Origin of the sequence: Croceicoccus hydrothermalis (assembly GCF_022378335.1) — a bacterium.
GTDB lineage: Bacteria > Pseudomonadota > Alphaproteobacteria > Sphingomonadales > Sphingomonadaceae > Croceicoccus > Croceicoccus hydrothermalis.
The window spans coordinates 139,564-161,018 of record NZ_JAIQCI010000002.1 but is presented as its reverse complement, the minus strand read 5'-3'; the positions used below and the strand labels follow the sequence as shown (position 1 = coordinate 161,018).

Annotated in this window: 27 protein-coding genes; 6 read left to right on the top strand and 21 right to left on the bottom strand. The window is 64.6% G+C overall.

The window, feature by feature from the left end; all coding sequences use genetic code 11:
- Positions 1-167: 167 nt before the first annotated feature.
- Positions 168-1,574, top strand: coding sequence for a protein adenylyltransferase SelO family protein (locus tag K4G67_RS01825; protein WP_239804700.1), 1,407 nt, complete (start codon positions 168-170; stop codon positions 1,572-1,574).
- A 95-nt stretch (positions 1,575-1,669) separates the two neighbouring features.
- On the top strand, positions 1,670-3,073 hold the full coding sequence (astD, locus tag K4G67_RS01820; protein ID WP_239804699.1) for a succinylglutamate-semialdehyde dehydrogenase: 1,404 nt from the start codon (positions 1,670-1,672) through the stop codon (positions 3,071-3,073).
- A gap of 88 nt (positions 3,074-3,161) precedes the next feature.
- On the opposite strand, the gene K4G67_RS01815 is transcribed toward astD, so the two are convergent.
- Positions 3,162-3,653 carry a glycine zipper 2TM domain-containing protein gene (locus K4G67_RS01815; RefSeq protein WP_239804698.1) on the bottom strand — a complete coding sequence of 164 codons (492 nt, stop codon included), beginning with the start codon at positions 3,651-3,653 and terminating at the stop codon, positions 3,162-3,164.
- Positions 3,654-3,890: 237 nt separating this feature from the next.
- Here K4G67_RS01815 and rarD point away from each other — a divergent pair, with 237 nt between their 5' ends.
- Complete coding sequence (gene rarD / locus K4G67_RS01810) at positions 3,891-4,814, top strand: EamA family transporter RarD (protein ID WP_239804697.1); 924 nt, start codon at positions 3,891-3,893, stop codon at positions 4,812-4,814.
- 31 nt (positions 4,815-4,845) lie between these two features.
- Here the strand turns inward: rarD and K4G67_RS01805 are convergent, their stop codons facing one another.
- A complete protein-coding gene (locus K4G67_RS01805) occupies positions 4,846-6,174 on the bottom strand; it encodes a dihydroorotase (RefSeq protein ID WP_239804696.1) in 1,329 nt (442 codons plus the stop codon).
- Between the two features lie 82 nt (positions 6,175-6,256).
- On the opposite strand from K4G67_RS01805, the gene ygfZ reads away from it, so the two are divergent.
- A complete protein-coding gene (gene ygfZ / locus K4G67_RS01800; RefSeq protein WP_239804695.1) occupies positions 6,257-7,045 on the top strand; it encodes a CAF17-like 4Fe-4S cluster assembly/insertion protein YgfZ in 789 nt (262 codons plus the stop codon).
- Here the strand turns inward: ygfZ and K4G67_RS01795 are convergent.
- Positions 7,042-7,629, bottom strand: coding sequence for a TetR family transcriptional regulator (locus K4G67_RS01795; protein ID WP_239804694.1), 588 nt, complete (start codon positions 7,627-7,629; stop codon positions 7,042-7,044). The two genes, ygfZ and K4G67_RS01795, sit on opposite strands and share 4 nt — an antisense overlap.
- A 28-nt stretch (positions 7,630-7,657) precedes the next feature.
- Here K4G67_RS01795 and K4G67_RS01790 point away from each other — a divergent pair, with 28 nt between their 5' ends.
- On the top strand, positions 7,658-8,563 hold the full coding sequence (locus tag K4G67_RS01790; protein ID WP_239804693.1) for a metal-dependent hydrolase: 906 nt from the start codon (positions 7,658-7,660) through the stop codon (positions 8,561-8,563).
- Here the strand turns inward: K4G67_RS01790 and K4G67_RS01785 are convergent.
- Genes K4G67_RS01785 through rplU form a run of 3 tightly spaced genes read right to left on the bottom strand, consistent with a single transcriptional unit; the run spans position 8,560 to position 9,839 of the window.
- Positions 8,560-9,078 (bottom strand): hypothetical protein, encoded by a 519-nt coding sequence (locus tag K4G67_RS01785; protein ID WP_239804692.1) that lies wholly within the window; start codon positions 9,076-9,078, stop codon positions 8,560-8,562. The two genes, K4G67_RS01790 and K4G67_RS01785, sit on opposite strands and share 4 nt — an antisense overlap.
- Before the next feature lie 46 nt (positions 9,079-9,124).
- The gene (gene rpmA, locus K4G67_RS01780; RefSeq protein WP_239804691.1) at positions 9,125-9,394 is read right to left on the bottom strand and encodes a 50S ribosomal protein L27; all 270 of its coding nucleotides are present in this window, start codon (positions 9,392-9,394) and stop codon (positions 9,125-9,127) included.
- Positions 9,395-9,434: 40 nt separating this feature from the next.
- Positions 9,435-9,839, bottom strand: coding sequence for a 50S ribosomal protein L21 (gene rplU, locus K4G67_RS01775; RefSeq protein ID WP_239804690.1), 405 nt, complete (start codon positions 9,837-9,839; stop codon positions 9,435-9,437).
- A 183-nt stretch (positions 9,840-10,022) separates the two neighbouring features.
- On the opposite strand from rplU, the gene K4G67_RS01770 reads away from it, so the two are divergent.
- A complete protein-coding gene (locus K4G67_RS01770; RefSeq protein ID WP_239804689.1) occupies positions 10,023-10,526 on the top strand; it encodes a hypothetical protein in 504 nt (167 codons plus the stop codon).
- A 62-nt stretch (positions 10,527-10,588) separates the two neighbouring features.
- Here the strand turns inward: K4G67_RS01770 and K4G67_RS01765 are convergent, their stop codons facing one another.
- The 15 genes from K4G67_RS01765 to ctaD form a co-directional block, all read right to left on the bottom strand.
- Positions 10,589-11,053: a hypothetical protein gene (locus tag K4G67_RS01765; protein ID WP_239804688.1), complete on the bottom strand. Its 465-nt coding sequence runs from the start codon at positions 11,051-11,053 to the stop codon at positions 10,589-10,591.
- A gap of 77 nt (positions 11,054-11,130) precedes the next feature.
- A complete protein-coding gene (locus tag K4G67_RS01760; RefSeq protein WP_239804687.1) occupies positions 11,131-11,601 on the bottom strand; it encodes a molybdenum cofactor biosynthesis protein MoaE in 471 nt (156 codons plus the stop codon).
- A 4-nt stretch (positions 11,602-11,605) separates the two neighbouring features.
- A complete protein-coding gene (locus K4G67_RS01755) occupies positions 11,606-11,848 on the bottom strand; it encodes a MoaD/ThiS family protein (RefSeq protein ID WP_239804686.1) in 243 nt (80 codons plus the stop codon).
- 5 nt (positions 11,849-11,853) lie between these two features.
- Complete coding sequence (gene moaA, locus K4G67_RS01750) at positions 11,854-12,876, bottom strand: GTP 3',8-cyclase MoaA (RefSeq protein ID WP_239804685.1); 1,023 nt, start codon at positions 12,874-12,876, stop codon at positions 11,854-11,856.
- 51 nt (positions 12,877-12,927) lie between these two features.
- Positions 12,928-13,251, bottom strand: a complete 324-nt coding sequence (locus K4G67_RS01745) for a Rossmann fold domain-containing protein (protein WP_239804684.1) — start codon at positions 13,249-13,251, stop codon at positions 12,928-12,930.
- Positions 13,251-13,622, bottom strand: a complete 372-nt coding sequence (locus tag K4G67_RS01740; RefSeq protein WP_202085557.1) for a dihydroneopterin aldolase — start codon at positions 13,620-13,622, stop codon at positions 13,251-13,253. The genes K4G67_RS01745 and K4G67_RS01740 overlap by 1 nt, the downstream gene beginning before the upstream one ends.
- Before the next feature lie 6 nt (positions 13,623-13,628).
- On the bottom strand, positions 13,629-14,528 hold the full coding sequence (locus K4G67_RS01735; protein ID WP_239804683.1) for a class I SAM-dependent methyltransferase: 900 nt from the start codon (positions 14,526-14,528) through the stop codon (positions 13,629-13,631).
- Positions 14,528-15,937: a threonine synthase gene (gene thrC / locus K4G67_RS01730; protein WP_239804682.1), complete on the bottom strand. Its 1,410-nt coding sequence runs from the start codon at positions 15,935-15,937 to the stop codon at positions 14,528-14,530. Before thrC ends, K4G67_RS01735 begins: the two co-directional genes overlap by 1 nt.
- An 11-nt stretch (positions 15,938-15,948) precedes the next feature.
- Positions 15,949-16,539, bottom strand: coding sequence for an SURF1 family protein (locus tag K4G67_RS01725; protein ID WP_239804681.1), 591 nt, complete (start codon positions 16,537-16,539; stop codon positions 15,949-15,951).
- On the bottom strand, positions 16,536-16,943 hold the full coding sequence (locus K4G67_RS01720; protein WP_239804680.1) for a DUF983 domain-containing protein: 408 nt from the start codon (positions 16,941-16,943) through the stop codon (positions 16,536-16,538). The genes K4G67_RS01725 and K4G67_RS01720 overlap by 4 nt, the downstream gene beginning before the upstream one ends.
- Positions 16,943-17,764, bottom strand: coding sequence for a cytochrome c oxidase subunit 3 (locus K4G67_RS01715; protein ID WP_239804679.1), 822 nt, complete (start codon positions 17,762-17,764; stop codon positions 16,943-16,945). The genes K4G67_RS01720 and K4G67_RS01715 overlap by 1 nt, the downstream gene beginning before the upstream one ends.
- Before the next feature lie 130 nt (positions 17,765-17,894).
- Positions 17,895-18,446 (bottom strand): cytochrome c oxidase assembly protein, encoded by a 552-nt coding sequence (locus K4G67_RS01710; protein ID WP_239804678.1) that lies wholly within the window; start codon positions 18,444-18,446, stop codon positions 17,895-17,897.
- A gap of 57 nt (positions 18,447-18,503) precedes the next feature.
- Complete coding sequence (locus K4G67_RS01705; RefSeq protein ID WP_239804677.1) at positions 18,504-18,707, bottom strand: hypothetical protein; 204 nt, start codon at positions 18,705-18,707, stop codon at positions 18,504-18,506.
- Positions 18,704-19,624: a heme o synthase gene (locus tag K4G67_RS01700; protein WP_239804676.1), complete on the bottom strand. Its 921-nt coding sequence runs from the start codon at positions 19,622-19,624 to the stop codon at positions 18,704-18,706. Before K4G67_RS01700 ends, K4G67_RS01705 begins: the two co-directional genes overlap by 4 nt.
- Before the next feature lie 114 nt (positions 19,625-19,738).
- Positions 19,739-21,439, bottom strand: coding sequence for a cytochrome c oxidase subunit I (gene ctaD / locus K4G67_RS01695; protein ID WP_239804675.1), 1,701 nt, complete (start codon positions 21,437-21,439; stop codon positions 19,739-19,741).
- Positions 21,440-21,455: the final 16 nt, after the last annotated feature.

Below are 21,455 nucleotides of genomic sequence, written 5' to 3'. Positions count from 1 at the left end.
CCTTCATCGCTCGCCGGGTCGGCGCGGGTTTCGCGTGTGTCGCGCGGTGTGTCGGTCACTGTCGTATCCTGATCGAGAAGGGCGATGGCGGCGTGTGGCCATGCGTTTAGCGTGCCTTTTGCCAAAAGAGAATTGCACGATCGCAGGCACGGCCCCACTATCGCGCGATGCAAGGCGATCCGCAAACAGCCCGCTATCGGCCCGAAACGCCGATCCTGTCCATCGCATCGTGGATCGCCGACCCGGTCGAAGCTGCGACATTTCCCGCCCATACGCTGCGATTCCGCAATGATCGCGCGGCGCGGGAGGTTGGCCTTGCCGATCTTTCCGACGCCGATTGGATCGCGCATTTCGGGCGGTTCGAATCGCTGCCCCAGAATCTCTTATCGCCGCTCGCGCTGCGCTATCACGGGCATCAGTTTCGCAATTACAATCCAGAGATCGGCGACGGGCGCGGTTTCCTGTTCGCACAGATGCGCGACGGCGCCGGCCGTTTGATGGACCTAGGCACGAAAGGGTCGGGACAGACACCATATAGCCGGTTCGGCGACGGGCGGCTGACCTGCAAGGGGGCGGTGCGCGAAATCCTCGCGACCGAAATGCTGGAGGCGCTGGGCGTGCATAGCTCGCGCACGTTTTCGGTGATCGAGACGGGCGAAAGCCTGGAACGCGGTGACGAACCCTCGCCTACGCGCAGCGCGGTGATGGTGCGGTTGAGCCACGGCCATATCCGCATCGGCAGTTTTCAGCGGCTCGCCTTCCTGCGCGAGGATGAGCACCTGCGCGCCCTCACCCAATATGCGCTCACCCACTATCCCGGCCCGCCACCGCCCGAAGACGCGCCGCAGCGGGACGATCCCGCGGTCCGCTTGCTGCATCTCGTGGTCGAACGGCTCGCGGATCAGGCGGCGTCCTATGCCGTGGCGGGTTTCGTGCATGGCGTGCTCAACACCGACAACATGAATGTGTCGGGCGAAAGTTTCGATTACGGACCGTGGCGCTTCCTGCCCCGATGGGATCCCGCGTTCACCGCCGCCTATTTCGACAGGGAGGGGCTTTACGCTTTCGGGCGGCAAGGCGACGCGCTTCACTGGAACTGTGCGCAATTGGCCATCGCGCTGCGCCCCATATGCGAGGCGGAGCCGCTCATCGCCGCGCTCGACCGCTATGCCGCATTGTTCACCGCCGCGGTCCGGCGCCGCTTTGCCTGGCGGCTCGGCGTTCGCGATTGTGATGGCGACACCGCCGCTGCATTGGTCAGCGAGGGCGAAAAGGCCATGCGCGCAACCGGCATGCAGCCCGACGCGTTCTTTCACGCGGCGCGAACCGGCCGATTGCCGCCCGAGGCCAGCGGGTTCGCCGCGCTTCTGTCCGGAACCGACAGGGTCGCCGATACGCACCCCTACTGGTCCGAGGAACAGGCGCAATCCATGCTGATCGAGGAGGTGGAGGCGATCTGGGCCGCGATCGACAGGGACGACGACTGGACCCCTCTCCATGCAAAGGTCGAGGCCGTGCGCCGCATGGGGGATGCCCATGGCGATGCGCCCCGCCCCGCCGGACAGCCGCAATGATAGGCGTGCAATTCAGCGCGCCGTGCCCATATGGATGCACCTGAAACCAGTTCATGCCCGTGACCGACGGGCCCCGCGACAAAAGAGGATTGCACGTGACCGCCCCCATCGTTTCGACCGAACCCGCCACCGACGACGAAATCGCCCGCATTGCCATCGGCGATGTCGATGCGGTGCTGACCCGGGCGCGCAATGCCTTTCCCGAATGGGCGGCGCAGGGCACCGATGCGCGAATCGCGATCCTGCGCCGCTTTGCCAACGAGGTGCGCGACGATGCGGAGGATTTCGCAAGGCTCATCGCGCGCGAGACGGGAAAGCCGTTCTGGGAAGCGAAGACAGAGGTGTCGGCGGTCGTCGCCAAGGTCGAGATTTCGGTCAAGGCGCACGAGGAACGCACCGGTACGCGCGCGCTGGACGGGGCGGCGACGGGCGCGCTGCGGCACAAACCGCATGGCGTGATGGCGGTGCTCGGCCCCTATAATTTTCCGGCGCATCTGCCCAATGGCCATATCGTACCCGCGTTGATCGCCGGGAATGTCGTGGTCTTCAAACCGTCGGAGAAAACCCCGGCGGTGGGTCGGCGGCTCGTCGAATATTACCACCGTGCCGGCGTTCCCGCCGATGTCGTGCAATTTCTGCCCGGCGGGGCGGAGGAAGGCCGCGCGCTCACCGGCGATGCCCGCATCGACGGCGTGCTGTTCACCGGATCGTCCACCACCGGCATTGCCATCAACAAGGCGCTGGCCGACCGCCCCGGCATCATCACCGCGCTCGAAATGGGGGGCAACAACCCGTTGATCGTGTGGGATACCGACGATCTCGACGCGGCGGCGACGATCATCGTGCAATCGGCCTATACCACGGCGGGACAGCGGTGCACCGCGGCGCGGCGGCTGATCGTGCGGGATGACCTGCACGATGCATTGATGGAGCGGCTGCTGCCGATGGTGGACCGCATCATCGTGGGGGCCCCGTTCGACGAGCCGCAGCCGTTCATGGGGCCGGTGATCGACAACCAAGCCGCCGATGGTTTGCTCGCCGCCCATGATGCGCTGGTGGCGAAGGGCGCGCGCGTCGTGCGTCCGCTCCGCCGCGTGGCAGAGGGCAAGCCGATGCTGACCCCGGCCATTCTCGACGTGACCGACGTGGCCGACCGGCCCGACGATGAATTGTTCGGCCCGCTGCTACAGATCATTCGCGTCGCCGATCTGGACGCGGCGATCGATGCGGCGAACGACACCGCCTACGGGCTTTCGGCATCGCTGGTCGGGGGAAGCCGGGCGGATTACGAACGGTTCTGGCAATTGTCGCGCGCGGGTATCGTGAACTGGAACAAGCCGACGAACGGCGCTTCCTCCGCCGCGCCGTTCGGTGGCACCGGGCTTTCGGGCAATCACCGGCCCGGCGCCTATTACGCGGCGGATTACTGTTCCTACCCCGTCACCAGCACCGAGGCCGACACGCCCGAGGCCGCCATTCCCGTCGGGCTGAAAGACTGAACCCGCATGCGAAAAGACGCCGCGCCCCGAAGGGGAAGGCGCGGCGTCTCCTCATCCGACCCCACGGGCCGAAACGATGATATCGTAATCAGCGGCAGCGCGAATTGCTGCGGTCGATCTCGCGGCCGAGCAGCGCACCGCCCGCCGCACCCAGGATCGCGCCAAGCGTGCGGTCGCCGCGCCCTGCGATCTCGTTACCGATCAACCCGCCGACCGCACCGCCGATGAGCAGGCCGGTCGTGCCATTTTCCTTGCGGCAGTACACGCGGCCATCGTCACCGCGCCACACGCGGGTATCGCGGCGGACCGGCTCGCCATAGCTGCGATAGCGGTCGTCATAGCGGCGATCGTCATAGCGGCGGTCGTCGTAACGCCCGAAACGCCCATTGTTCCAGCGATCGCGGCGGTCCCGGCGGTGCTGCACGGCTTCGTCGGCGGTAACAGGCAATGCGTACTGGCTCACGACCTCGGCACTCGCATGCGTGGGGAAGGTCGCGGCCTGTGCCGCGGGCGCGGACAGTGCGACGGCCGGGATGGCGGCGGCGAGGGCGACATTGCGGAACATTGCGATGCGGGTCATGCGATTCTCCATTCTTTTCCGGACTTCCGGGCAAGTGACGGGATAGCCTTGCCGGTTCCGACTGCTCATTTGGCACGTTCATAAATATCTGAACTTTTATGAACGACAAACGAACGGGGATGAAGATTCATGAATTTTTATCGTTTCGCCTTTGCCTATCGCGAAACCGGTGCCTAAGCGCCGCGCCATGACGCGCGTTTCACACCACAGGCCTGCCATGTCGAAGATGACTGCACGATGACCGGCAACGCCCCCGCGCCGCCCGTTCGCAGCGGGCTGCCCTATGCCATCGGCGCCTATGGAATGTGGGGGTTCTTTCCCCTCTATCTCGTCCTGCTCAATGCGGTGAACCCGTGGGCGCTGGTCGGCTGGCGCATCCTGTGGACGGTTCCGCTGTGTGCGATTTTGCTGAGCATCGCAAAGCAGTGGTCTGCGATCTGGGCGGCCTTTCGCAATCGCCGCGTGCTGATCGCGATGGTCGGCAGCTCTGCGCTCGTAAGTGCGAACTGGCTCGTTTATATCTACGCGGTGCAAAGCGGTGCATTCTATGCGGCGAGCCTTGGCTATTACATCAATCCGCTTGTGAACGTGCTGCTGGGTACGGTCGTGCTGAAGGAACGGTTGAGCCGGCTGCAATGGCTGGCCGTAGCGCTGGCGGCGATCGGCATCGCCATTCTCGCATGGGAGGCAGAGGCGACCTTGTGGATCAGCCTCGTGCTCGCCTTTTCCTTTTCGACCTATGGCCTCATCCGCAAGACGGTCGCCATCGCGCCGTTGCCGGGACTGACGGTGGAGGTGCTTCTGCTTGCCATTCCGGCGGCGGTCGCGGTTGCCCTTGCCCCGGCGGGGACGGCGCAATTCGGCGATTCGCTGTCGATCTCGCTGCTTCTGGTGGGCGCGGGCGCGATGACCACCTTTCCCTTGCTGATGTTCGCGACCGCTGCGCGCCGGATGAGCTATTCCGCGCTCGGCTTCGTGCAGTTTCTCGCGCCGACGATCGTGTTCCTGCTCGCCATGTTCGTGTTCGATCAGCCGCTTCTGATCGCGCAGCTCGTCTGCTTCGTCTTCATCTGGACGGCGATCGCGCTGTTTTGCACCGACATCGTGAAGCGCGGCAATGCGACGCGCCGCGCCGCCCGTCAGAGGAAGCTGCCGGTTTGAAGCCGCGAGGCCTAAGGCCGGACGCCGCCGCCTAGAGCGCGCCTGCGAAACGCAGGGGTTCGCCCATCGCACGCTTGCCCAGTTGCCCGTCCCACATGGCGGTGTGCCCGCGGATGATCGTGCCGACCACGCGCCCTTTCAGCTCCATGCCCGAAAACGGCGACCAGCCGCAGCGCGAGGCCAGCCATTCCTCCGTAATCGTGAAGGAGCCCTTGCGGTCGATCACGGTGAAATCGGCGTCGTAACCGGCGGCGATGCGCCCCTTGCCGACCAGGCCGAAGATCCGCTGCACCCCCGCACTCGTCATGTCGATCAGCCGGGCGAGAGTCATCCGCCCCTCCGCCACATGATTCAGCATCAGCGGCAGCAGCGTCTGCACCCCCGGCATGCCCGACGGCGCGTCGGGATAGGGTTTCGCCTTCTCCTCTGCTGTGTGCGGCGCATGGTCGGAGCCCAGCACGTCCGGCACGCCCTGCTGCAACCAGTGCCACAGCCCGTCGCGATGCGCGGCGCTGCGGATCGGGGGGTTCATCTGCGCATGGGTGCCGAGCCGCGGATAGGCGTCCTCTGCCGCGAGGGTGAGGTGTTGCGGCGTGACCTCGCAGCTGGCGATGTCGCGATGCTTGCTGATCTCGGCCAGCTCCGCCGGGGTGGTGACGTGGAGAATATGGATCGGGCGATTCGCCTCGCGCGCGATGCGAAGGATGCGGCGGGTGGCGATCATCGCGCTTTCATCGTCGCGCCACACCGGGTGGGAGGACGGATCGTTCGGCACACGCTCCCCCTTGCGGGCGTTCATGCGGTCCTCGTCCTCGGCATGAATGGCGACACGGCGCACCCCGGAATTGAGCACGCGGGCAAGATTGTCGTCGTCGGACACCAGCAGGCTGCCGGTGGAGGCGCCCATGAAGATCTTCACCCCCGCCGTGCCGCGCATCCGCTCCAACTCGGCCAGATGCTCCGCGTTTTCGGCCGTCGCCCCGATATAGAACGCATGGTCGCACCACATGCGATGATGCGCGCGCGACAGCTTGTCCGCGATGCGTTCCGCGGTGTCGGTGTTGGGATTGGTATTGGGCATTTCGAAGACCGCCGTAATTCCGCCAAGGACTGCGGCACGGCTTCCGGTTTCGAGGTCTTCCTTATGCTCCAGCCCCGGTTCGCGGAAATGCACCTGGCTGTCGATGACGCCGGGCAGGATGTCGAGCCCGGTGCAATCGACGCTACGCACGCCGGGGAAATGGCCGATTCCGACGATTCTGCCGTCCCGAATGCCGACATCGCGTTCGACGGGACCAGAAGGCGTGTGGACGGTTCCCCCGCGAAGGGACCATTCGGGCGTGTCATGCGTATCGTTCATGCCATAGCGATAGACGGCCCCGGCCCATTGGCCAATAGCTGCCGCGCCCTATCGGACAACAGACCGCAAGGAAGGATGCGAAATGCCCCACGATTCCCGCTCGCCCGCCCCCGCGCCGACGCGTGGGTTGGCCACCCGCCTGTGCGAACGTGCCGTCATCCGGCTTTCGGGCGACGACGCCGCCGGTTTTCTTCAGGGGCTGATCACCACGGATGTGACGAAATCGCTGCCGGTGTGGTCGGCGCTGCTCTCGCCGCAGGGCAAGGTGCTGTTCGATTTCTTCGTATGGCTTTCGGGCGAGGACATGCTGATCGATTGCGAGGCGGAGCATGCGGAGGAACTGATCCGGCGCCTCTCGCTCTATCGCCTGCGCCGCAAGATCGACATCACGGTCGATCCGAAGGTCACCGTCCACTGGAACGCGCATCCGGGCGACGGCGGGGCCGACGATCCGCGCCTGTCCGCGCTGGGCCAACGCTGGCTCGAACCTGTCGACGAAGGCGATGCGGCATGCGCCGATGCGGCCTATCGCGAACATCGCCTGTCGCTGGGCGTGACCGAAGGGCGGGCGGAGCTTGGCCATGATCAGACGCTCTGGCTCGAATGCAATGCAGGCGAGCTGCACGGGGTCAGCTTCGACAAGGGCTGCTATATCGGGCAGGAAAACACCGCGCGGATGAACTGGCGGCAAAAGGTGAACCGGCGGCTGACCGTGGTGCCGATACAGCTTTCGGACGAAAAGCGGCGGCGCATCGCCTATGACGACCTCGGCCTTGCGGTCGACCACCGGCGGGTCGACGCCATCGACGCGGACGTCGCGCCGCGCTGGATGGCGAAGGCGCTGGTCGCGGGCAATGCCGACCCCGTTTAAACGCCTGCGATCGCCTCGTCCGGAAGCATGGCGAGCAATTGCCGCTCCGCCATGTCGCGCACCGCATCACCAGGAAGCGCGAGCGAGGCGGCCAGTGCATCGCCCATCGTCGCCTGGCCGAGCGCGAGCAGCACGAGCATCATCGTCGCCTCCCGGATGGGACGCGTATCCTCACCCGGTGCGATATCGTCGACCAACGTGTGGATCGCCTCGAACACCGGGTCGAGCGCATCCTCGTTCCCCGAAAGCAGCATCCAGCTCGCCAGCGCGCCCGCCCCCTCGCGCCCGAAAGCATCGAAGACGAGATCCACCACCTCGCGCGCGCTTCCGTGCCCGGCCCGGCGCGCGGCAACCGCCTCCGCGATGATCGTGCACACCGTCTTCGCGAGATAGCCGGCCAGCGCTTTTTGAAGCCCTGCCGCGCTTCCGAAATGGTGGAGGAGGTTGGAATGGGTGCGCCCGATCCGCCCCGCGACCGCCTTCAACGTGACGGCCTGCGGGCCACTCTCGACCAGCAGCGCGCGCGCGGCATCCAGCGCGGCACGGCGGCTGTCCTCGGGGCTGAGGCGCTTCCTTATTGACATTTATGTAAGTCCATCCCATTCTCCGGTCATGGCCCATAACAACATCACGCCCGATTTGACAGCGACCGCGGTTCCCGCCGGGTTCACCCCGCCCGTCGCGATCCAGGTTCGCAACCGCCGGTTCAAACGCGGTGAGCCGGCGCAACGCTGGTGGGCGGGCGGCGACCCGTTTGCGACGGCGGTGTTCAATTCGCTGTCGATCACCTTTCCCAAAGGGGAGGCCTATTTCATCGAATCGGTAAAGGCGCATCGTGAAGGTGCCCCGGCCGAACTCGCCGCGCAAATCCGCGATTTCGTGACGCAGGAGGTCAACCACACGCGTGAGCATGTGGCCTTCAACAAGGCGGTGACCAACGCAGGCTACGACATTGCCGAGCTCGAGCGTCAGGTGGACGAGGAGCTGGCCGAAGCGCGCCAGAGGCCCGTGATCTTCAATCTGGCCGCGACCATGGCGCTCGAACATTTCACGGCGATGTTCGCGCACCAATTGCTCGCCAATCCGCGCCATCTGCGCGGGGTGGAGGGCGATGCCGCCGATCTGTGGCGCTGGCACGCGGTCGAGGAGATCGAGCACAAGGGCGTCGCCTACGATACCTATGCCCATGCCACCCGCGATTGGAGCCGGTGGAAACGCTACAAGCTGAAATCGGTGATGATGTTGCTGGTGACGAAGAATTTCCTGTCGCGGCGATATCGCGGGGCGATCGAACTTCTGCGTCAGGACGGCATCACCGGTCCGCGCGCACATCTCGGCGTGTTGCGCCATGTGCTGATTTCGCCGGGCATCTTGCGCAAGGCGATCCCCGACTGGCTATCCTATTTCAAGCCGGGTTTTCACCCCTGGAACCTCGACGACAGCCATCTGCTCGCACATTATGACGCGGGTGCCGGCACTGCGGCCGCCCACGTGCCCGGCGACACCGCCGCAGCCTAGGCCGCGATGAGTTCCGGCGCTCGCATCGCCAGCTGCCCACCGTCCGGCGTGGGTAGCACCTGCGTGAGGCTGGCGAGCGCTGCCTCCATCTCCGCATCGAGGCCGAGATTGCGATAGGCCGGGGCAATCCATGCCGCCTTTTGCCAATCGTTCCCATTGGCGCGCAGCGTCGCCGCGCCGATGATTCGCGCACACGCATGCGGCATCGTCACGACAAATGCATGCCGCTGTGTATCATGCGATGGGTTCGGCCCATGCGGAGGGTGGAACGCCGACGGCGCATTAAGATGCTGCAGACGCGCGCCATCTTCGATCCACGCGGGCCGCAGGAACAGGGTTTTGCTTCGGATAAACACTTCGCTTCTCCCGGATGCAGGGCACGCATAGCCGCCCTGCATTGCAATCATGTGGCAGTGGCAGCGGTAGTGCTGCCCCAGGCGATTTTCGGGAAGAGCCAAGAAAAAAGGGAGACGGAGCCTGTGGCCCCCCTCCACTGTTTCGTCCGGCTGCGTCATGCGCCGGAAGGGCCACCCCGTCGGGACGGCCCATATACGACCGTCGTTATTCGGCAGCTTCTGCCATCACGTCGACGGATACGTATTTGCGGCCGAGCTTGCCGTCGTGGAAACGCACGCGGCCTTCGCCCAGCGCGAACAGCGTGTGGTCCTTGCCGATGCCGACATTGGTGCCGGGATAGAACTTCGTACCGCGCTGGCGCACGATGATGTTGCCGCCGATGACGTTCTCGCCGCCGAACTTCTTGACGCCGAGGCGGCGGCCAGCCGAATCGCGACCGTTGCGCGAAGAGCCGCCTGCTTTTTTATGTGCCATGGTGAACTGTCCTTCGAATTATCGGGTTCGCGGCGCGGGCTCAGGCCGCGTCGTCGGTCTTTTTCGCGGCCTTGCTGGCGCCGCTCCCGACCGAGGTGATGCGCAGGAGCGTCATCTGCTGACGATGGCCCTGCTTGCGGCGATAGTTGTGACGGCGACGCTTTTTGAAGACGACGACCTTCTCCGACTTCGCCTGCGCGATGATTTCCGCCGAAACGGTCACCTTGCCGGCATCCGAAAGATCGGCACCTTCGCCAGCCAGCAGAACATCGCCCAGCGTGATCGTGTCACCGGCCTCGCCAGCCAGCTTCTCAACAGCGATCTTGTCTCCCTCGGCGACGCGATACTGCTTGCCGCCAGTGCGCACGATTGCGAACATGTTAGTCAAATCCGTTTCTTGCTGCCCTTCACGATCCTTACGCGGAATACGACCGATCGGTCCCATCCCAGGCAAAAGAATCGCTACGGGCAATGAACCGGCATAGGCACCGCCATGTGCGCACCGCCGGATTGAGTGGCGCCCGATACGCAACATCGCCGCCCGTGTCAACGCGTAAGGGGGCGAAAAGCGCGCATCGTCCGACGGAACGCTTCCCACGCGGGCGGGACATGCTATGGCACGAAGCCCATGTCGATACAGCCCCGCCCCGCCCTGCTCGCCCTTTCGATTGCCGCTGCCTCCCTTGCCGGATGCGCGAAGGATACAGGGGCGTATCCCTCGCTCGATCGCCGGCCCATCGAACGTGTGGGGGCCATCGGAACGCCGAGCGCGCCGCCGCCGAACGCGCCGCTTTCGCCCGAATTGCCCGCACGTCTCGACACGCTTGCCGCGCAGGCACGTGCCGCCCACGCCCGTTTTGTCGAGCAATTGCCCGCAGCCCGCCGCCGCATTCGCGAAGGGTCGCGCGCCGCCATCGGCAGCGACGCCTGGGGCGATGCGCAGGTCGCGCTCGCCAGCCTTGAATCGGCGCGGAGCCAGACGATGCTGCCTCTGGCCGATCTCGACCTGCTGCTCACCGAACGCGCGACGCAGGATCTTGCCCGCGATGTGGAACGAATCGTCGCGACGCGCGACATGGTGGCCGCACTCGTCGCGCAAGAGGATGCCGCGCTCGGCACGCTGCGCCCATAAAAAATGGCGCGGAACCGGAACGATCCGGTCCGCGCCAGTGGGAGAGAGCTGTGCGCGCCGGCCTAGCCGATCATCGCACGAATGGTGACGATGCCCACGCCCCAGCCGAGGATCAGCACCGGCAGGATGACAACCTGTACCGTCGCGGCGCTGGCCCCCATCCGCCCGGTCATGGTCATGATCCCGTCGCGGCGGAACGCGGACCAGTCCAGCGGTCGGTCGGCATGGTCCGGCTTCATCCGCACCCAGAGCGCGGGAACGCCGAAACCGGCGATCACGAAGAGGAAGAAGATGGCCATCGGAATGGCAAGACCCGGCGCCGAAAGACCCAGCCCCATCACCGCGAGATAGCCAAGATAGGCCCCGACCGTGACCGCGTAGAGGCCGGTCGGCAATTCAAAGCTGCGGTCGACCTTCGTGCGCGCGCCGCCCTCGTCGGCCAGCGCATCGGACGCGATCGCGGCGGGAAGTTCGGTATGGACGAAAGCGCGTTCGGTTACGAGCTGATGGCTTAATTTCATGCTCATCGTGCATCTCCTGCGTGATGGGCATGATGTATCGCGGCGGCGTTCGCGATTCCTTGATTCGGATCAACGGAGGAAGCTCATGTGCCGGACTCAACATGCGCCCAGCGTGCGAGATCGGCCTGATCCTCGTCGCGCGGCTCGATCCAGCGCCAACCGGCGGCCGTATGCTCCCGCTTCCAGAACCACGCACGGCTCTTGAGATGATCCATCAGGAAATCGGCCGCGGCAAAGGCATCGCGGCGATGGCGCGCGGCACATGCGACAAGCACGATGGGATCGCCCGGCCGCATCTGTCCCACCCGGTGCAGGGCCATGACGCCTTCGAGCGGCCAGTGCGCGAGGGCGCGATTCGCAAGCGCCTCCATCCCCGGAAGGGTCAGCGGCCCGAAATGCCGTAGCTCCAGCATGTCGACCGATGCGTCGCCGGCCTCGCGCCGCACCTGGCCGAGGAAACTGACGATGCCGCCCGCAGCGTAATGGGTGGCCGAAAACTGCGCCATTTCGCGAGAGGGATCGAAACCCTCCTCGATCAGCCGGACATCGCGCACCGTGCTATCCACCGCTGACGGGTGGGAGGAAGGCGAGTTCGTCCCCGTCGCCTGCGCGCCAGTCGTCGCCCGCCACGATGACACCGTTCAACGCGATCTTCGTCGTGGGATCGCCGATCTGCGCCGCAAGGTCGCCGCCCAGCTGCGCGCAGATGTCCGACAGCGTCAGCGGCGTACCGGCCGCGATGCGCCGCTCAGGCCCGCCGGCCGCATCCTCGAGCCGACCCAAAAACACTAAAGTCAGCATCGGCTTCAACCGCCGGTCATCGACATGTGGCGGGCCAGCGCAGGGGCCTCCCCCGATTTGCGAATGGCGAAATGGTGGCGTTCCGGCTTGATCGCCATGGCCCGGTTCAATGCCGCATCAAGCGCGCGATCGGGATCATCCGACCGGACCGCGGCGCGCAGATCGACCTGCTCCTGCCCGCCGAGACAGGCGTAAAGCTGTCCCGTGGCGGTCACGCGCACCCGGTTGCACCCGGCACAGAAATTCTGCGTCAGCGGCGTAATGAGACCGAGCCGCCCGCCCGTTTCCGCAATGTCCCAGTAACGCGCCGGACCGCCGCTGCGATGGTCGCTCTGGCGCAGCGTCCAGCGACGGTTCAATTCGTCCTGTATCACTGTGAGTGGCAGGTAATGGTCGATCCGTTCGCCATCCACCTCGCCCAGCGGCATGACCTCGATGAGCGTGATATCGTGCTCCTCACCATGGGCCCAGGCGATGATGTCGGGGATTTCGGCCTCGTTGATCCCCTTCAAGGCGACTGTGTTGAGCTTGACGCGAAGCCCTGCGCGTTTCGCCGCCGCGATGCCCGCCAGAACGTCGTCCAGCCGGTTCCGACGCGAAAGCTCCGCGAATTTGCGCGGGTCAAGCGTATCGAGCGATACATTCACGCGCCGCACCCCCGCATCGGCCAGCCCGTCCGCAAATTCGGCGAGCCGCGTCGCATTCGTGGTCAGCGTCAGTTCGTCGAGCCCGTCGCCGAGCCGCCGCCCCAGCGCGCGGGTCAGCTCCATCATGTCCCGCCGGACCAGCGGTTCCCCGCCGGTCAACCGGATCTTGCGCACGCCCCGGTCGATGAAACCCAGCGCCACGCGGTGCAATTCCTCAAGGCTCAGCACGTCCTTGCGGGGCAGGAACTGCATCCGTTCGGGCATGCAATACTGACACCGCAGGTCGCACCGGTCGGTGACCGACAGGCGCAGATAGGTGATGGCCCGTTGAAACTGGTCGACCAGTGGGGCGTTTCGGATCGTCGGTTCGGGGTTGGCCATGCGGTCCGTTCTGTCACAAGAGGCGGGCGAAGGCAAAATGCGATGGTGCGCCTACCCTGCGAGGATCAATTGCCCGGTGACCCCTTCGTTCCCGTCGACAAAGGCGATGGTCGCCGCGATCGCCTCCTCATCCGCGATTGTCTGCGCCGGCGCGACCCCGTTCACCCGGCGCGGGGCATGGCGCCGGGCCAGCGCCGCAATCGCCTCCACCCGCCAGCGATGGGGCTTTTCCTCCGCATGGGAAAACCGGATCGTCAGCACGTCCGTGGTGTTGAGCGCATTTTCGATATGCGGGAGATGATAGTCGTGAAACCGCGCCGCGGCGGAGAGCGGCTCCGCACCCGAAAGATCGGCGGTATAGACCAGCCCGCGCATTACCGGCGATCGCGGACGAGCGTCATGCCGATCTTCTCGTCATGTTCGGCAATGGCGAGCTTCACGATCTTGACCGTGACCTGCTCCACCCGGTCATCCTGAAGAAAGAGCGTTTCGCAGATATGGTCGGCCACCGCCTCGATCAGCTTGAAATGCACCCCTTCGGGCAGAGCCTCGCTCGCCGCGAATTTCAGATCCATGTAATTCTTGCTCGCGTCGAGCGGGGTGTCCGGTTCGAACCTGTCGGGCACCTTCATCCGCACGGCGAGCGAAATGCGAAGCGGCTGCGGCTTTCCCGTCTCCTCCGAATAGATGCCGGTCAGGACATCGACGACGAGGTCGGACACTTCGAGCGTAAGCGAATCGGTCATCAGCAATCAGCCTTCGTTGGACCAGCGGGCATAGATCGCGGTCGGCAATATCCGCCCCGCCCCATGCGCGCCGCCATCCTCCCGCACGGCGAGGTCGCCATGTTCGATTTTTCCGGGCAAATCGCCGAAATGTTCGGCCACCAATCCCGCCAGCGAAAGCGAGGACATGCGCACGGCATAGGCGGTGAGGAACAAGAAACGCGAATTGCCGTCGACCAATTGCCGGCAATCGGCGACAAGACCGGGCAAGCCATCCTCGATCCGCCAGACCTCGCCATTGGGACCGCGCCCGAATTTCGGCGGGTCAAGAATGATGCCGTCATACCGCCGTTCGCGCCGCACCTCGCGCGCGGCGAATTTGGCGGCATCGTCGATGAGCCAGCGCACCGGCTTGTTCTCCATCGCCGAAAGCGCGGCATTTTCGCGCGCCTGCGCCACCGATTTCTTCGACGCATCGACATGGGTGACCCGCCCCCGCCGCGCGAGCGAAAGCGAGCCGATCCCGGTATAGCCGAACAGGTTCAGCGTTTGCGGATCGGGCAGCCCGTCAAGCTGTGCATCCATCCATTCCCATACCGGCGCCATGTCGGGAAAGAAGCCCAGATGCCGGAACGGCGTGCATTGCGCGTTAAAGCGTATATCGTTCCACTCCAGCGTCCAGCCATCGCGCGGCACGCGGCCATCGAATTGCCAGCGCCCGCCGCCATCCTCGTCCGAGGCGGGCACGAATTCGCCATGCGCGTCCCATTGGGCAAGGCGCGGCGTCCACATCGCCTGCGGTTCGGGGCGGATGAAGCGGTAATCGCCATAGGCTTCGAGCTTGCGCCCGTGCCCGCTGTCGAGCAGGCGAAAACCGTCCCATCCCTCGCCCAGCATGAGGCCGGGCCGTTCCGTCAACACCGCCATTACGCGGGGTCTACGCTGACCGTGGCGCGCTCTGCGACATAGGCGGCGATGGCGTCATACTCGCCCGAAAGCACGTCGTAGCGTTCCTCCCGCTCGTGCAGGTCGGCGAGCCGCTCGGGCAGCACAGGGTCGACGCCGGTCGCGGCCTTCACCGCCGGGCCGAATTTCGCCGGATGCGCGGTGGCGAGCGTGACGACCGGGACGTGCGCGAGCAGATCGGAGGCGCGCGCGGCGTGCAGGCCGATCGCGGTATGCGGGTCGATCACCTCACCCGCGGCGGCGTTTGCCCATCGCATCGCTTCATTCGTCGCATCGGCATCCGCCCGCGCGCTGGAAAACAGGGCGGCGGCGCCCTCTCGCTGCGCATTGGTCAGCTGCATCGCACGCGCGGCGTCGAAACCGCGCATCTGCTCCGCCATGGCCGCGCCGTCGCGCCCCCCTGCGTCGAACAGCAGCCGCTCGAAATTCGAACTGACCTGAATGTCCATGGACGGCGCGTCGGTGGGCGTCACGCCCTGCGCCGAATAATCGCCCGATGCGATCGCGCGGTGCAGGATGTCGTTCACGTTCGTCGCGACGATGAGCCGCTCTATCGGAAGACCCATGCGCGCCGCGACATAGCCTGCGAAAACGTCGCCGAAATTGCCGGTCGGCACGCTGAAGGCGATTTTGCGGTGCGGCGCGCCCAGCGCCACGGCGGCGGTGAAATAATACACCACCTGCGCCATGAGCCTGGCCCAGTTGATGGAATTTACCGCGCTGATCCGGAAACGGCCCGTCATGGCGGTGTCGCCGAACATGCGCTTTACCGTGGCCTGCGCATCGTCGAAGCTGCCGTCGATGGCGATATTGTGGATGTTGGGGGCGAGAACTGTCGTCATCTGCCGCCGCTGCACGTCCGACACGCGGCCGCGCGGGTGCAACATGAACACATCCACATGCTCTCGACCGGCCAAAGCCTCGATCGCGGCGGATCCGGTATCGCCCGAGGTCGCGCCGACCACGGTCAGATGCCGGTCCCCATCCTTCAGAAACTCCTCGAACAGGAGGCCGAGCAATTGCAGCGCCACATCCTTGAACGCCAAGGTCGGCCCGTGGAAGAGTTCGAGCAGCCATTGCCGCTCGTCGAGCTGTTTCAGCGGGGCAACCGCCGCATGGGCGAACCGGCCATACGCAGTCTCGCACAGTTCGAGCAGCCGTTCGGGCGCCAGCGATCCGCCGACGAAGGGCGCCATGACGCGGGCGGCGACCTGCGCATAGGGCTGGCCGGCCATCGCGGCGATGTCATCGGCAGTGAACTGCGGCCATTCGCGCGGTACGAAAAGCCCCCCGTCGCTCGCCAGTCCAGCCAGCGTGACACCCTTGAAATCGAGCGGCGATGCCCCGCCCCGTGTGCTGATATAGTCCATGCGCCGCGCGATTAGCCCCCGTCATCCTTGCGCGCAAGCCGTGCGCGCAGGGCCAGCCCATAGATCACGAGCGCCGTCACCGCGAAGAAGAACCATTGCACCATGTAGGAGATATGATTGTTGGGCAGGTTGTGCGGATCGGGGCGGGCCAGCGGTGCGAGCCCGGCCTGCGGCGGATCGGCGATGAGCCGGACCCCCATGCCCGCCGGTGCCACGGTTCCGGTGACGACGCCCCCGTCCCAAGGCCGCACGCCGGGTTGCAGAACCCAGCCGAGCATGATTTCCGCCTCTCCGCCGCTGCGAAGGCGGCATTGCGCGACCTGGCCCCATCCCTTGCGCCCGTCGCGTGCGGTGGCGCCGATCGCGCCCTGCTCCAACACCTCGGCGCAATCGACCCGGCTTTGACGGTAGAGCGCCGCCTCGCTCTCGGTTTCGCTTTGCGGGAAGGGAACGGGGGCGCTGTTACCCTGCGCCTGTTCGTAATAGGCGATGACCGCGGTCTTTTCCTGCGCGCGGCTATATTGCCAGATGCCGAGCGCGATCATCACCGCCACCGCCACGGCCACCACCAATGTCGCAAATAGGGGTATGCGACGCATCATTCCCCGCCGCCGTCACCACGCGATTGCGCCTCGCGCGCGCCGCGCCGATATTCCACGATCAGCAATGCACCCTTCGCAAGTCGCAAGCCGTACACCACCATCGCGATCGTCAACGGGATCCAGAGAACGACATGAACCCAGAACGGCGGGTGAAGCATCTGATCCACCACGATCGCGAGGATCGCCATCACCGCGCCGACGATCAGGGTGAGGAAACCCGCCGGCCCGTCACCGACATTGAAACGGGTATAATCCAGCCCGCAATTGCCGCATTTGTCGGCGAATTGCACCGCGCCCCTGAACATGGTGGTGGCGGCGCATCGGGGACATTCCCCAAGCGCCGCCGCCTTGATCAGCGAAGCGGGCGAGCGAGGGCCCGGCCCGGCTTCCGGTGCATCGGTCATCAGTGAACCGGCGCGCCCCAACCGCCCCACACATAGACTGCGACGAAGAGGAACAGCCACACCACGTCGACGAAATGCCAGTACCAGGCAGCCGCCTCGAAACCGAAATGCTGACGCGGGGTGAAATCCCCCTTGTAGCTGCGCACGAGCGCGACGATCAGCATGATCGTGCCGATGATGACATGCGCACCATGGAAACCGGTCGCCATGTAAAACGCCGAACCATAGGTGTTCTCACCAAACGGGAACGGCGCATGCATGTATTCGTAAGCCTGCACCGCGCTGAAGACCAGGCCGAGGATGATGGTCAGCCACAGGCCTTTCTTCAGCCCGTCGCGATCCCCGTGGATCAGAGAATGGTGCGCCCAGGTCACGGTGGTGCCCGAACACAGCAGGATGAGCGTGTTGAGCAGCGGCAGGTCGAACGGATCCATCACCGCCTCGATCCCCGCGGGCGGCCATTGCCCGTCGACCACCTCGGTCAGCGTGGTGGGAAACAGCGCGAAATCGAAGAACGCCCAGAACCACCCCACGAAGAACATCACCTCGGACGCGATGAACAGAATCATCGCATAGCGCAGGTGAAGCTGCACCACCGGCGTATGATCGCCGGCACGCGCTTCGTTGATGATATTGCTGAACCAGCTGAACATGGCGACCAGCACGCCGATCACGCCCGCGATCAGCACATAGGTGCCGAGCGCCATTTCATGCATGAACATCGCCATCCCGCTCGTAAAGACGAGCAGCGAAAACGACAGCAGGAACGGCCAGGGGTCCGTCGGCAGAATATGATAATCGTGGTTCTTCGTGCCGGCCATGATGCGTATTTCCCCTGAACTTTCAGCCTGAGCGATCAGTGACGGACCTGTGCGGTCCACAAAATCCTTTGCGCGCCTTTAGCCGCGACCGGCCGCGCGGTCCAGAGCCTTTGCACCAAAGCGCACAAGGTTACTCGTCTTCATGCGCGTAGAACGTGTAGCTGAGCGTGATCTGCCTGAGATCCCGCGTGTCCGGATCGTTGAGAATCGCCGGGTCCACGTAATAGAGCACGGGCATGCGCATTTCCTGCCCGGCCTGCAATGTCTGATCGGTGAAGCAGAAACACTGAATCTTGTTGAAATACTTGCCGGCCTGCACGGGCGACACGTTGAAGCTCGCCGTACCGGTGATCGGGTGATCGGATTCGTTCTTCGCGAGGAAAATCGCCATGTCGCGCGCGCCGATGGACACGGTATCGGTGGTATGCTCTGGCCGGAAGTTCCAAGGCATGCCACGTTCGACGTTGGCGTCGAAGCGAACCGACATCGTGTCGTCGGCCACGAAAACCTTCGATGCCTCGGCCTCGGTCACGCGCTGCGTCGTGCCGTCGAGACCGGTTACCTGGCAAAACATCCGGTAGAGCGGCACGGCCGCGTAGCCGAGCCCCAGCATAAGCACCGCAACGCCCAGAAACATGAATCCGACGCGGCGGTTACGGTTATCGATCAGATCGGCAGACATGATCCGTTCCCATACGCCACTTCGGCACGATTGGCAAAGATCCGAATCGCACGCGGATCAGCCGAAAGGCTGGCCCGAATTCTGCGAGGCGTCCTGCTCTGCCGCCGCCGCGGCGCGGTCTTCCGGCGTCGGAAACCGCACGAAGGTCAGTACGAAGAACAATACCACCAGCCCGACGAGAACGATGCCAAGCACCTTGTTCCGGCCTTTCTGCCGCATATGCACCTCGTCGGAATGGCGGCGTTTTTCATCGGGCGTCATGCAATCCATCCATAATTGGCAGCAAGGCGATCCGCCACCAGCACACCGAACAGCGCGAACAGGTAAAGGATCGAGAAGGCGAAGAGACGCTTTTCCGGTTTCATCGCATCGTCCGCACCCGAAAAACGCGTGCCGACCGGCACCGCAAGCGCGAAGAACGCGGCCGACAACAGCGCCGCACCGATGGCGTAGATCGCGCCCGCCCCGCCGATGAACCACGGCGCCATCGCGACCGGGGCGAGAATGACCGTGTAGGCGAGGATCTGACGGCGGGTGGCCTTTTCGCCCGCGACGACGGGCATCATCGGTATGCCGACATTGGCATAATCGGTTTTCACAAAAAGCGCGAGCGCCCAGAAGTGCGGCGGCGTCCACAAGAAGATGATCGCGAAGAGTACGACCGGCATGAGCGTAATCTCACCCGTCACCGCGACCCAGCCAATCAGGGGCGGAAAAGCACCGGCACCGCCGCCGACGACGATGTTCTGCGGCGTGCGGGGCTTCAGCCACATGGTGTAGACCACCGCGTAATATACGATGGAGACAACGAGCAGGATCGCGGCGAGCCAGCCCACGCCCAGCCCCATGACCATGACCGATCCTGCCGAAAGGGCGATGCCGAAATCCCGCGCGCTTCCGCGTTCCATGCGGCCGGCGGGAAGTGGCCGGTTCGCCGTGCGTTTCATCCCGCGGTCGATCTCGGCTTCGTACCATTGATTGAGCGCCGCGGCACCCCCGGCCCCTACGGCGATACACAATATGGCGGTGAACGCGATGACCGGATGGATCGAGCCGGGCGCCGCAAGCAACCCGCACAATCCGGTAAAGACCACGAGCGTCATCACGCGCGGCTTGGTGAGCGCAAGGAAGTCGCGCCAGTGCGTCGGCAGGGCGACGCTATGGTCTGCGGTGATCATGGAGGGGCCTATAGCTGCAAAGAGAGCAAGCGCAAAGCCCGCATCGCAAACGCAAAGCGCCCCGGCGGAGAGTATCCGCCGGGGCGCCCGGTGCCTTCGCGCCGGATAAGGCGATCAATGCGCGTGGGCGTGATCGTCGATTTCGGGCAGCGTTTCGAACTGGTGGAACGGCGGCGGGCTGGACAGCGTCCATTCCAGCGTGGTCGCACCCTCACCCCAGTAGTTCGGGGCCGGCTTCTTGCCCGCAACGATGGCGTAGATGATGTTCAGGAAGAACACGCCGACGCTGATCGCCATGATGATATAGCCGACCGAGGACAGATGGTTCCAATAGCTGAACGCCGGGGTGTAGTCGGGATAGCGGCGCGCCATGCCCTGCATGCCGAGGAAGTGCATGGGGAAGAACACGAGGTTCACGCCGATGAAGAAGATTACGAACTGAATCTTCGACAGCAGTTCCGAATGCCAGCGACCGAACATCTTCGGGAACCAGTAATACCAGCCCGCGAACATGGCGGTCACCGCGCCGAGCGACAACACGTAGTGGAAGTGCGCAACGACGTAATAGCTGTCGTGCAGGTTGTCGTCGACGCCGCCATTGGCCAGCACGACGCCGGTCACGCCGCCCACGGTAAACAGGAAGATGAAGCCCAGCGCCCACCACATCGGCGATTTGAACTCCAGGCTGCCGCCCCACATGGTTGCGATCCAGCTGAAGATCTTGATGCCGGTCGGCACCGCGATGATCATGGTGGCGGCGGTGAAGTACATCTTTTCGTTCACCGACAGGCCGACCGTGTACATGTGGTGCGCCCACACGACGAAGCCGACGACGCCGATCGCGACCATGGCATAGGCCATGCCGAGATAGCCGAACACGGGTTTGCGGCTGAAGGTGGAGACGATCTGGCTGATGATGCCGAAGCCCGGCAGGATCATGATGTACACTTCGGGGTGGCCGAAGAACCAGAACAGGTGCTGATAAAGGACGGGATCACCACCGCCGACGGGATCGAAGAACGTCGTCCCGAAGTTACGGTCGGTGAGCAGCATGGTGATCGCCGCGGCCAGAACCGGTAGAGCGAGCAGCAGCAGGAACGCCGTGACCAGCACCGACCAAACGAACAGCGGCATCTTGTGCAGGGTCATGCCCGGCGCGCGCATGTTGAAGATCGTGGTGATGAAATTGATCGCACCCATGATCGAGCCCGCACCGGCAAGGTGCAGCGCGAAAATGGCGAAATCGACCGCCGGCCCGGGCGAACCCGTAGTCGACAGCGGTGCGTAAACGGTCCAGCCCGTACCGGCGCCCGTGCCGGTGCCGCCCGGCATGAAGGCCGAGATCATCAGCGAGCAGAAACCCATGAACGTCAGCCAGAAGCTGATGTTGTTCATCCGCGGGAATGCCATGTCGGGCGCGCCGATCATGATCGGTACGAACCAGTTGGCGAAACCGCCGATCATCGCCGGCATCACGACGAAGAACACCATGATCAGGCCGTGCGCGGAAATCAGGACGTTCCACAGGTGCAGCGTCTGATCGAAATCGACCGCCTCGCCGCCGCCGAGGAACTGTGCCCACCAGCCGAGCACCTGAATGCCCGGTTCGGCCAGCTCGGCCCGCATGATACCCGAAATCCCGCCGCCGATGATGGCCGCGAAGATCGAGAAGATCAGGTAGAGCGTACCGATGTCCTTGTGGTTGGTGGACATGAACCAGCGCGCGAAGAACGACGGCTTGTGATCCGCATGGCTATGCAGATCGTGCGCGTGGTCATGCGCGGGATGATGGTCGGGGTGAGCGGTGGTAGCCATGTCTGGAAACCTTTAC

Bases quoted from the DNA above. Each gene is read 5' to 3' on its own strand.
- K4G67_RS01700 (WP_239804676.1), bottom strand. From the start codon at position 19,624: ATGATCACCGCAGACCATAGCGTCGCCCTGCCGACGCACTGGCGCGAC.
- K4G67_RS01735 (WP_239804683.1), bottom strand. From the start codon at position 14,528: ATGGCGGTGTTGACGGAACGGCCCGGCCTCATGCTGGGCGAGGGATGG.
- rpmA (WP_239804691.1), bottom strand. From the start codon at position 9,394: ATGGCACATAAAAAAGCAGGCGGCTCTTCGCGCAACGGTCGCGATTCG.
- K4G67_RS01715 (WP_239804679.1), bottom strand. From the start codon at position 17,764: ATGGCCGGCACGAAGAACCACGATTATCATATTCTGCCGACGGACCCC.
- moaA (WP_239804685.1), bottom strand. From the start codon at position 12,876: ATGGCCAACCCCGAACCGACGATCCGAAACGCCCCACTGGTCGACCAG.
- rarD (WP_239804697.1), top strand. From the start codon at position 3,891: ATGACCGGCAACGCCCCCGCGCCGCCCGTTCGCAGCGGGCTGCCCTAT.
- K4G67_RS01815 (WP_239804698.1), bottom strand. From the start codon at position 3,653: ATGACCCGCATCGCAATGTTCCGCAATGTCGCCCTCGCCGCCGCCATC.
- K4G67_RS01790 (WP_239804693.1), top strand. From the start codon at position 7,658: ATGGCCCATAACAACATCACGCCCGATTTGACAGCGACCGCGGTTCCC.
- K4G67_RS01770 (WP_239804689.1), top strand. From the start codon at position 10,023: ATGTCGATACAGCCCCGCCCCGCCCTGCTCGCCCTTTCGATTGCCGCT.
- K4G67_RS01755 (WP_239804686.1), bottom strand. From the start codon at position 11,848: ATGCTGACTTTAGTGTTTTTGGGTCGGCTCGAGGATGCGGCCGGCGGG.
- K4G67_RS01740 (WP_202085557.1), bottom strand. From the start codon at position 13,622: ATGACCGATTCGCTTACGCTCGAAGTGTCCGACCTCGTCGTCGATGTC.
- thrC (WP_239804682.1), bottom strand. From the start codon at position 15,937: ATGGACTATATCAGCACACGGGGCGGGGCATCGCCGCTCGATTTCAAG.
- ygfZ (WP_239804695.1), top strand. From the start codon at position 6,257: ATGCCCCACGATTCCCGCTCGCCCGCCCCCGCGCCGACGCGTGGGTTG.
- K4G67_RS01805 (WP_239804696.1), bottom strand. From the start codon at position 6,174: ATGAACGATACGCATGACACGCCCGAATGGTCCCTTCGCGGGGGAACC.
- rplU (WP_239804690.1), bottom strand. From the start codon at position 9,839: ATGGGACCGATCGGTCGTATTCCGCGTAAGGATCGTGAAGGGCAGCAA.
- K4G67_RS01725 (WP_239804681.1), bottom strand. From the start codon at position 16,539: ATGATGCGTCGCATACCCCTATTTGCGACATTGGTGGTGGCCGTGGCG.
- K4G67_RS01710 (WP_239804678.1), bottom strand. From the start codon at position 18,446: ATGTCTGCCGATCTGATCGATAACCGTAACCGCCGCGTCGGATTCATG.
- K4G67_RS01720 (WP_239804680.1), bottom strand. From the start codon at position 16,943: ATGACCGATGCACCGGAAGCCGGGCCGGGCCCTCGCTCGCCCGCTTCG.
- K4G67_RS01785 (WP_239804692.1), bottom strand. From the start codon at position 9,078: ATGACGCAGCCGGACGAAACAGTGGAGGGGGGCCACAGGCTCCGTCTC.
- ctaD (WP_239804675.1), bottom strand. From the start codon at position 21,439: ATGGCTACCACCGCTCACCCCGACCATCATCCCGCGCATGACCACGCG.
- K4G67_RS01795 (WP_239804694.1), bottom strand. From the start codon at position 7,629: ATGTCAATAAGGAAGCGCCTCAGCCCCGAGGACAGCCGCCGTGCCGCG.
- K4G67_RS01705 (WP_239804677.1), bottom strand. From the start codon at position 18,707: ATGACGCCCGATGAAAAACGCCGCCATTCCGACGAGGTGCATATGCGG.
- K4G67_RS01765 (WP_239804688.1), bottom strand. From the start codon at position 11,053: ATGAGCATGAAATTAAGCCATCAGCTCGTAACCGAACGCGCTTTCGTC.
- K4G67_RS01825 (WP_239804700.1), top strand. From the start codon at position 168: ATGCAAGGCGATCCGCAAACAGCCCGCTATCGGCCCGAAACGCCGATC.
- K4G67_RS01745 (WP_239804684.1), bottom strand. From the start codon at position 13,251: ATGCGCGGGCTGGTCTATACCGCCGATCTTTCGGGTGCGGAGCCGCTC.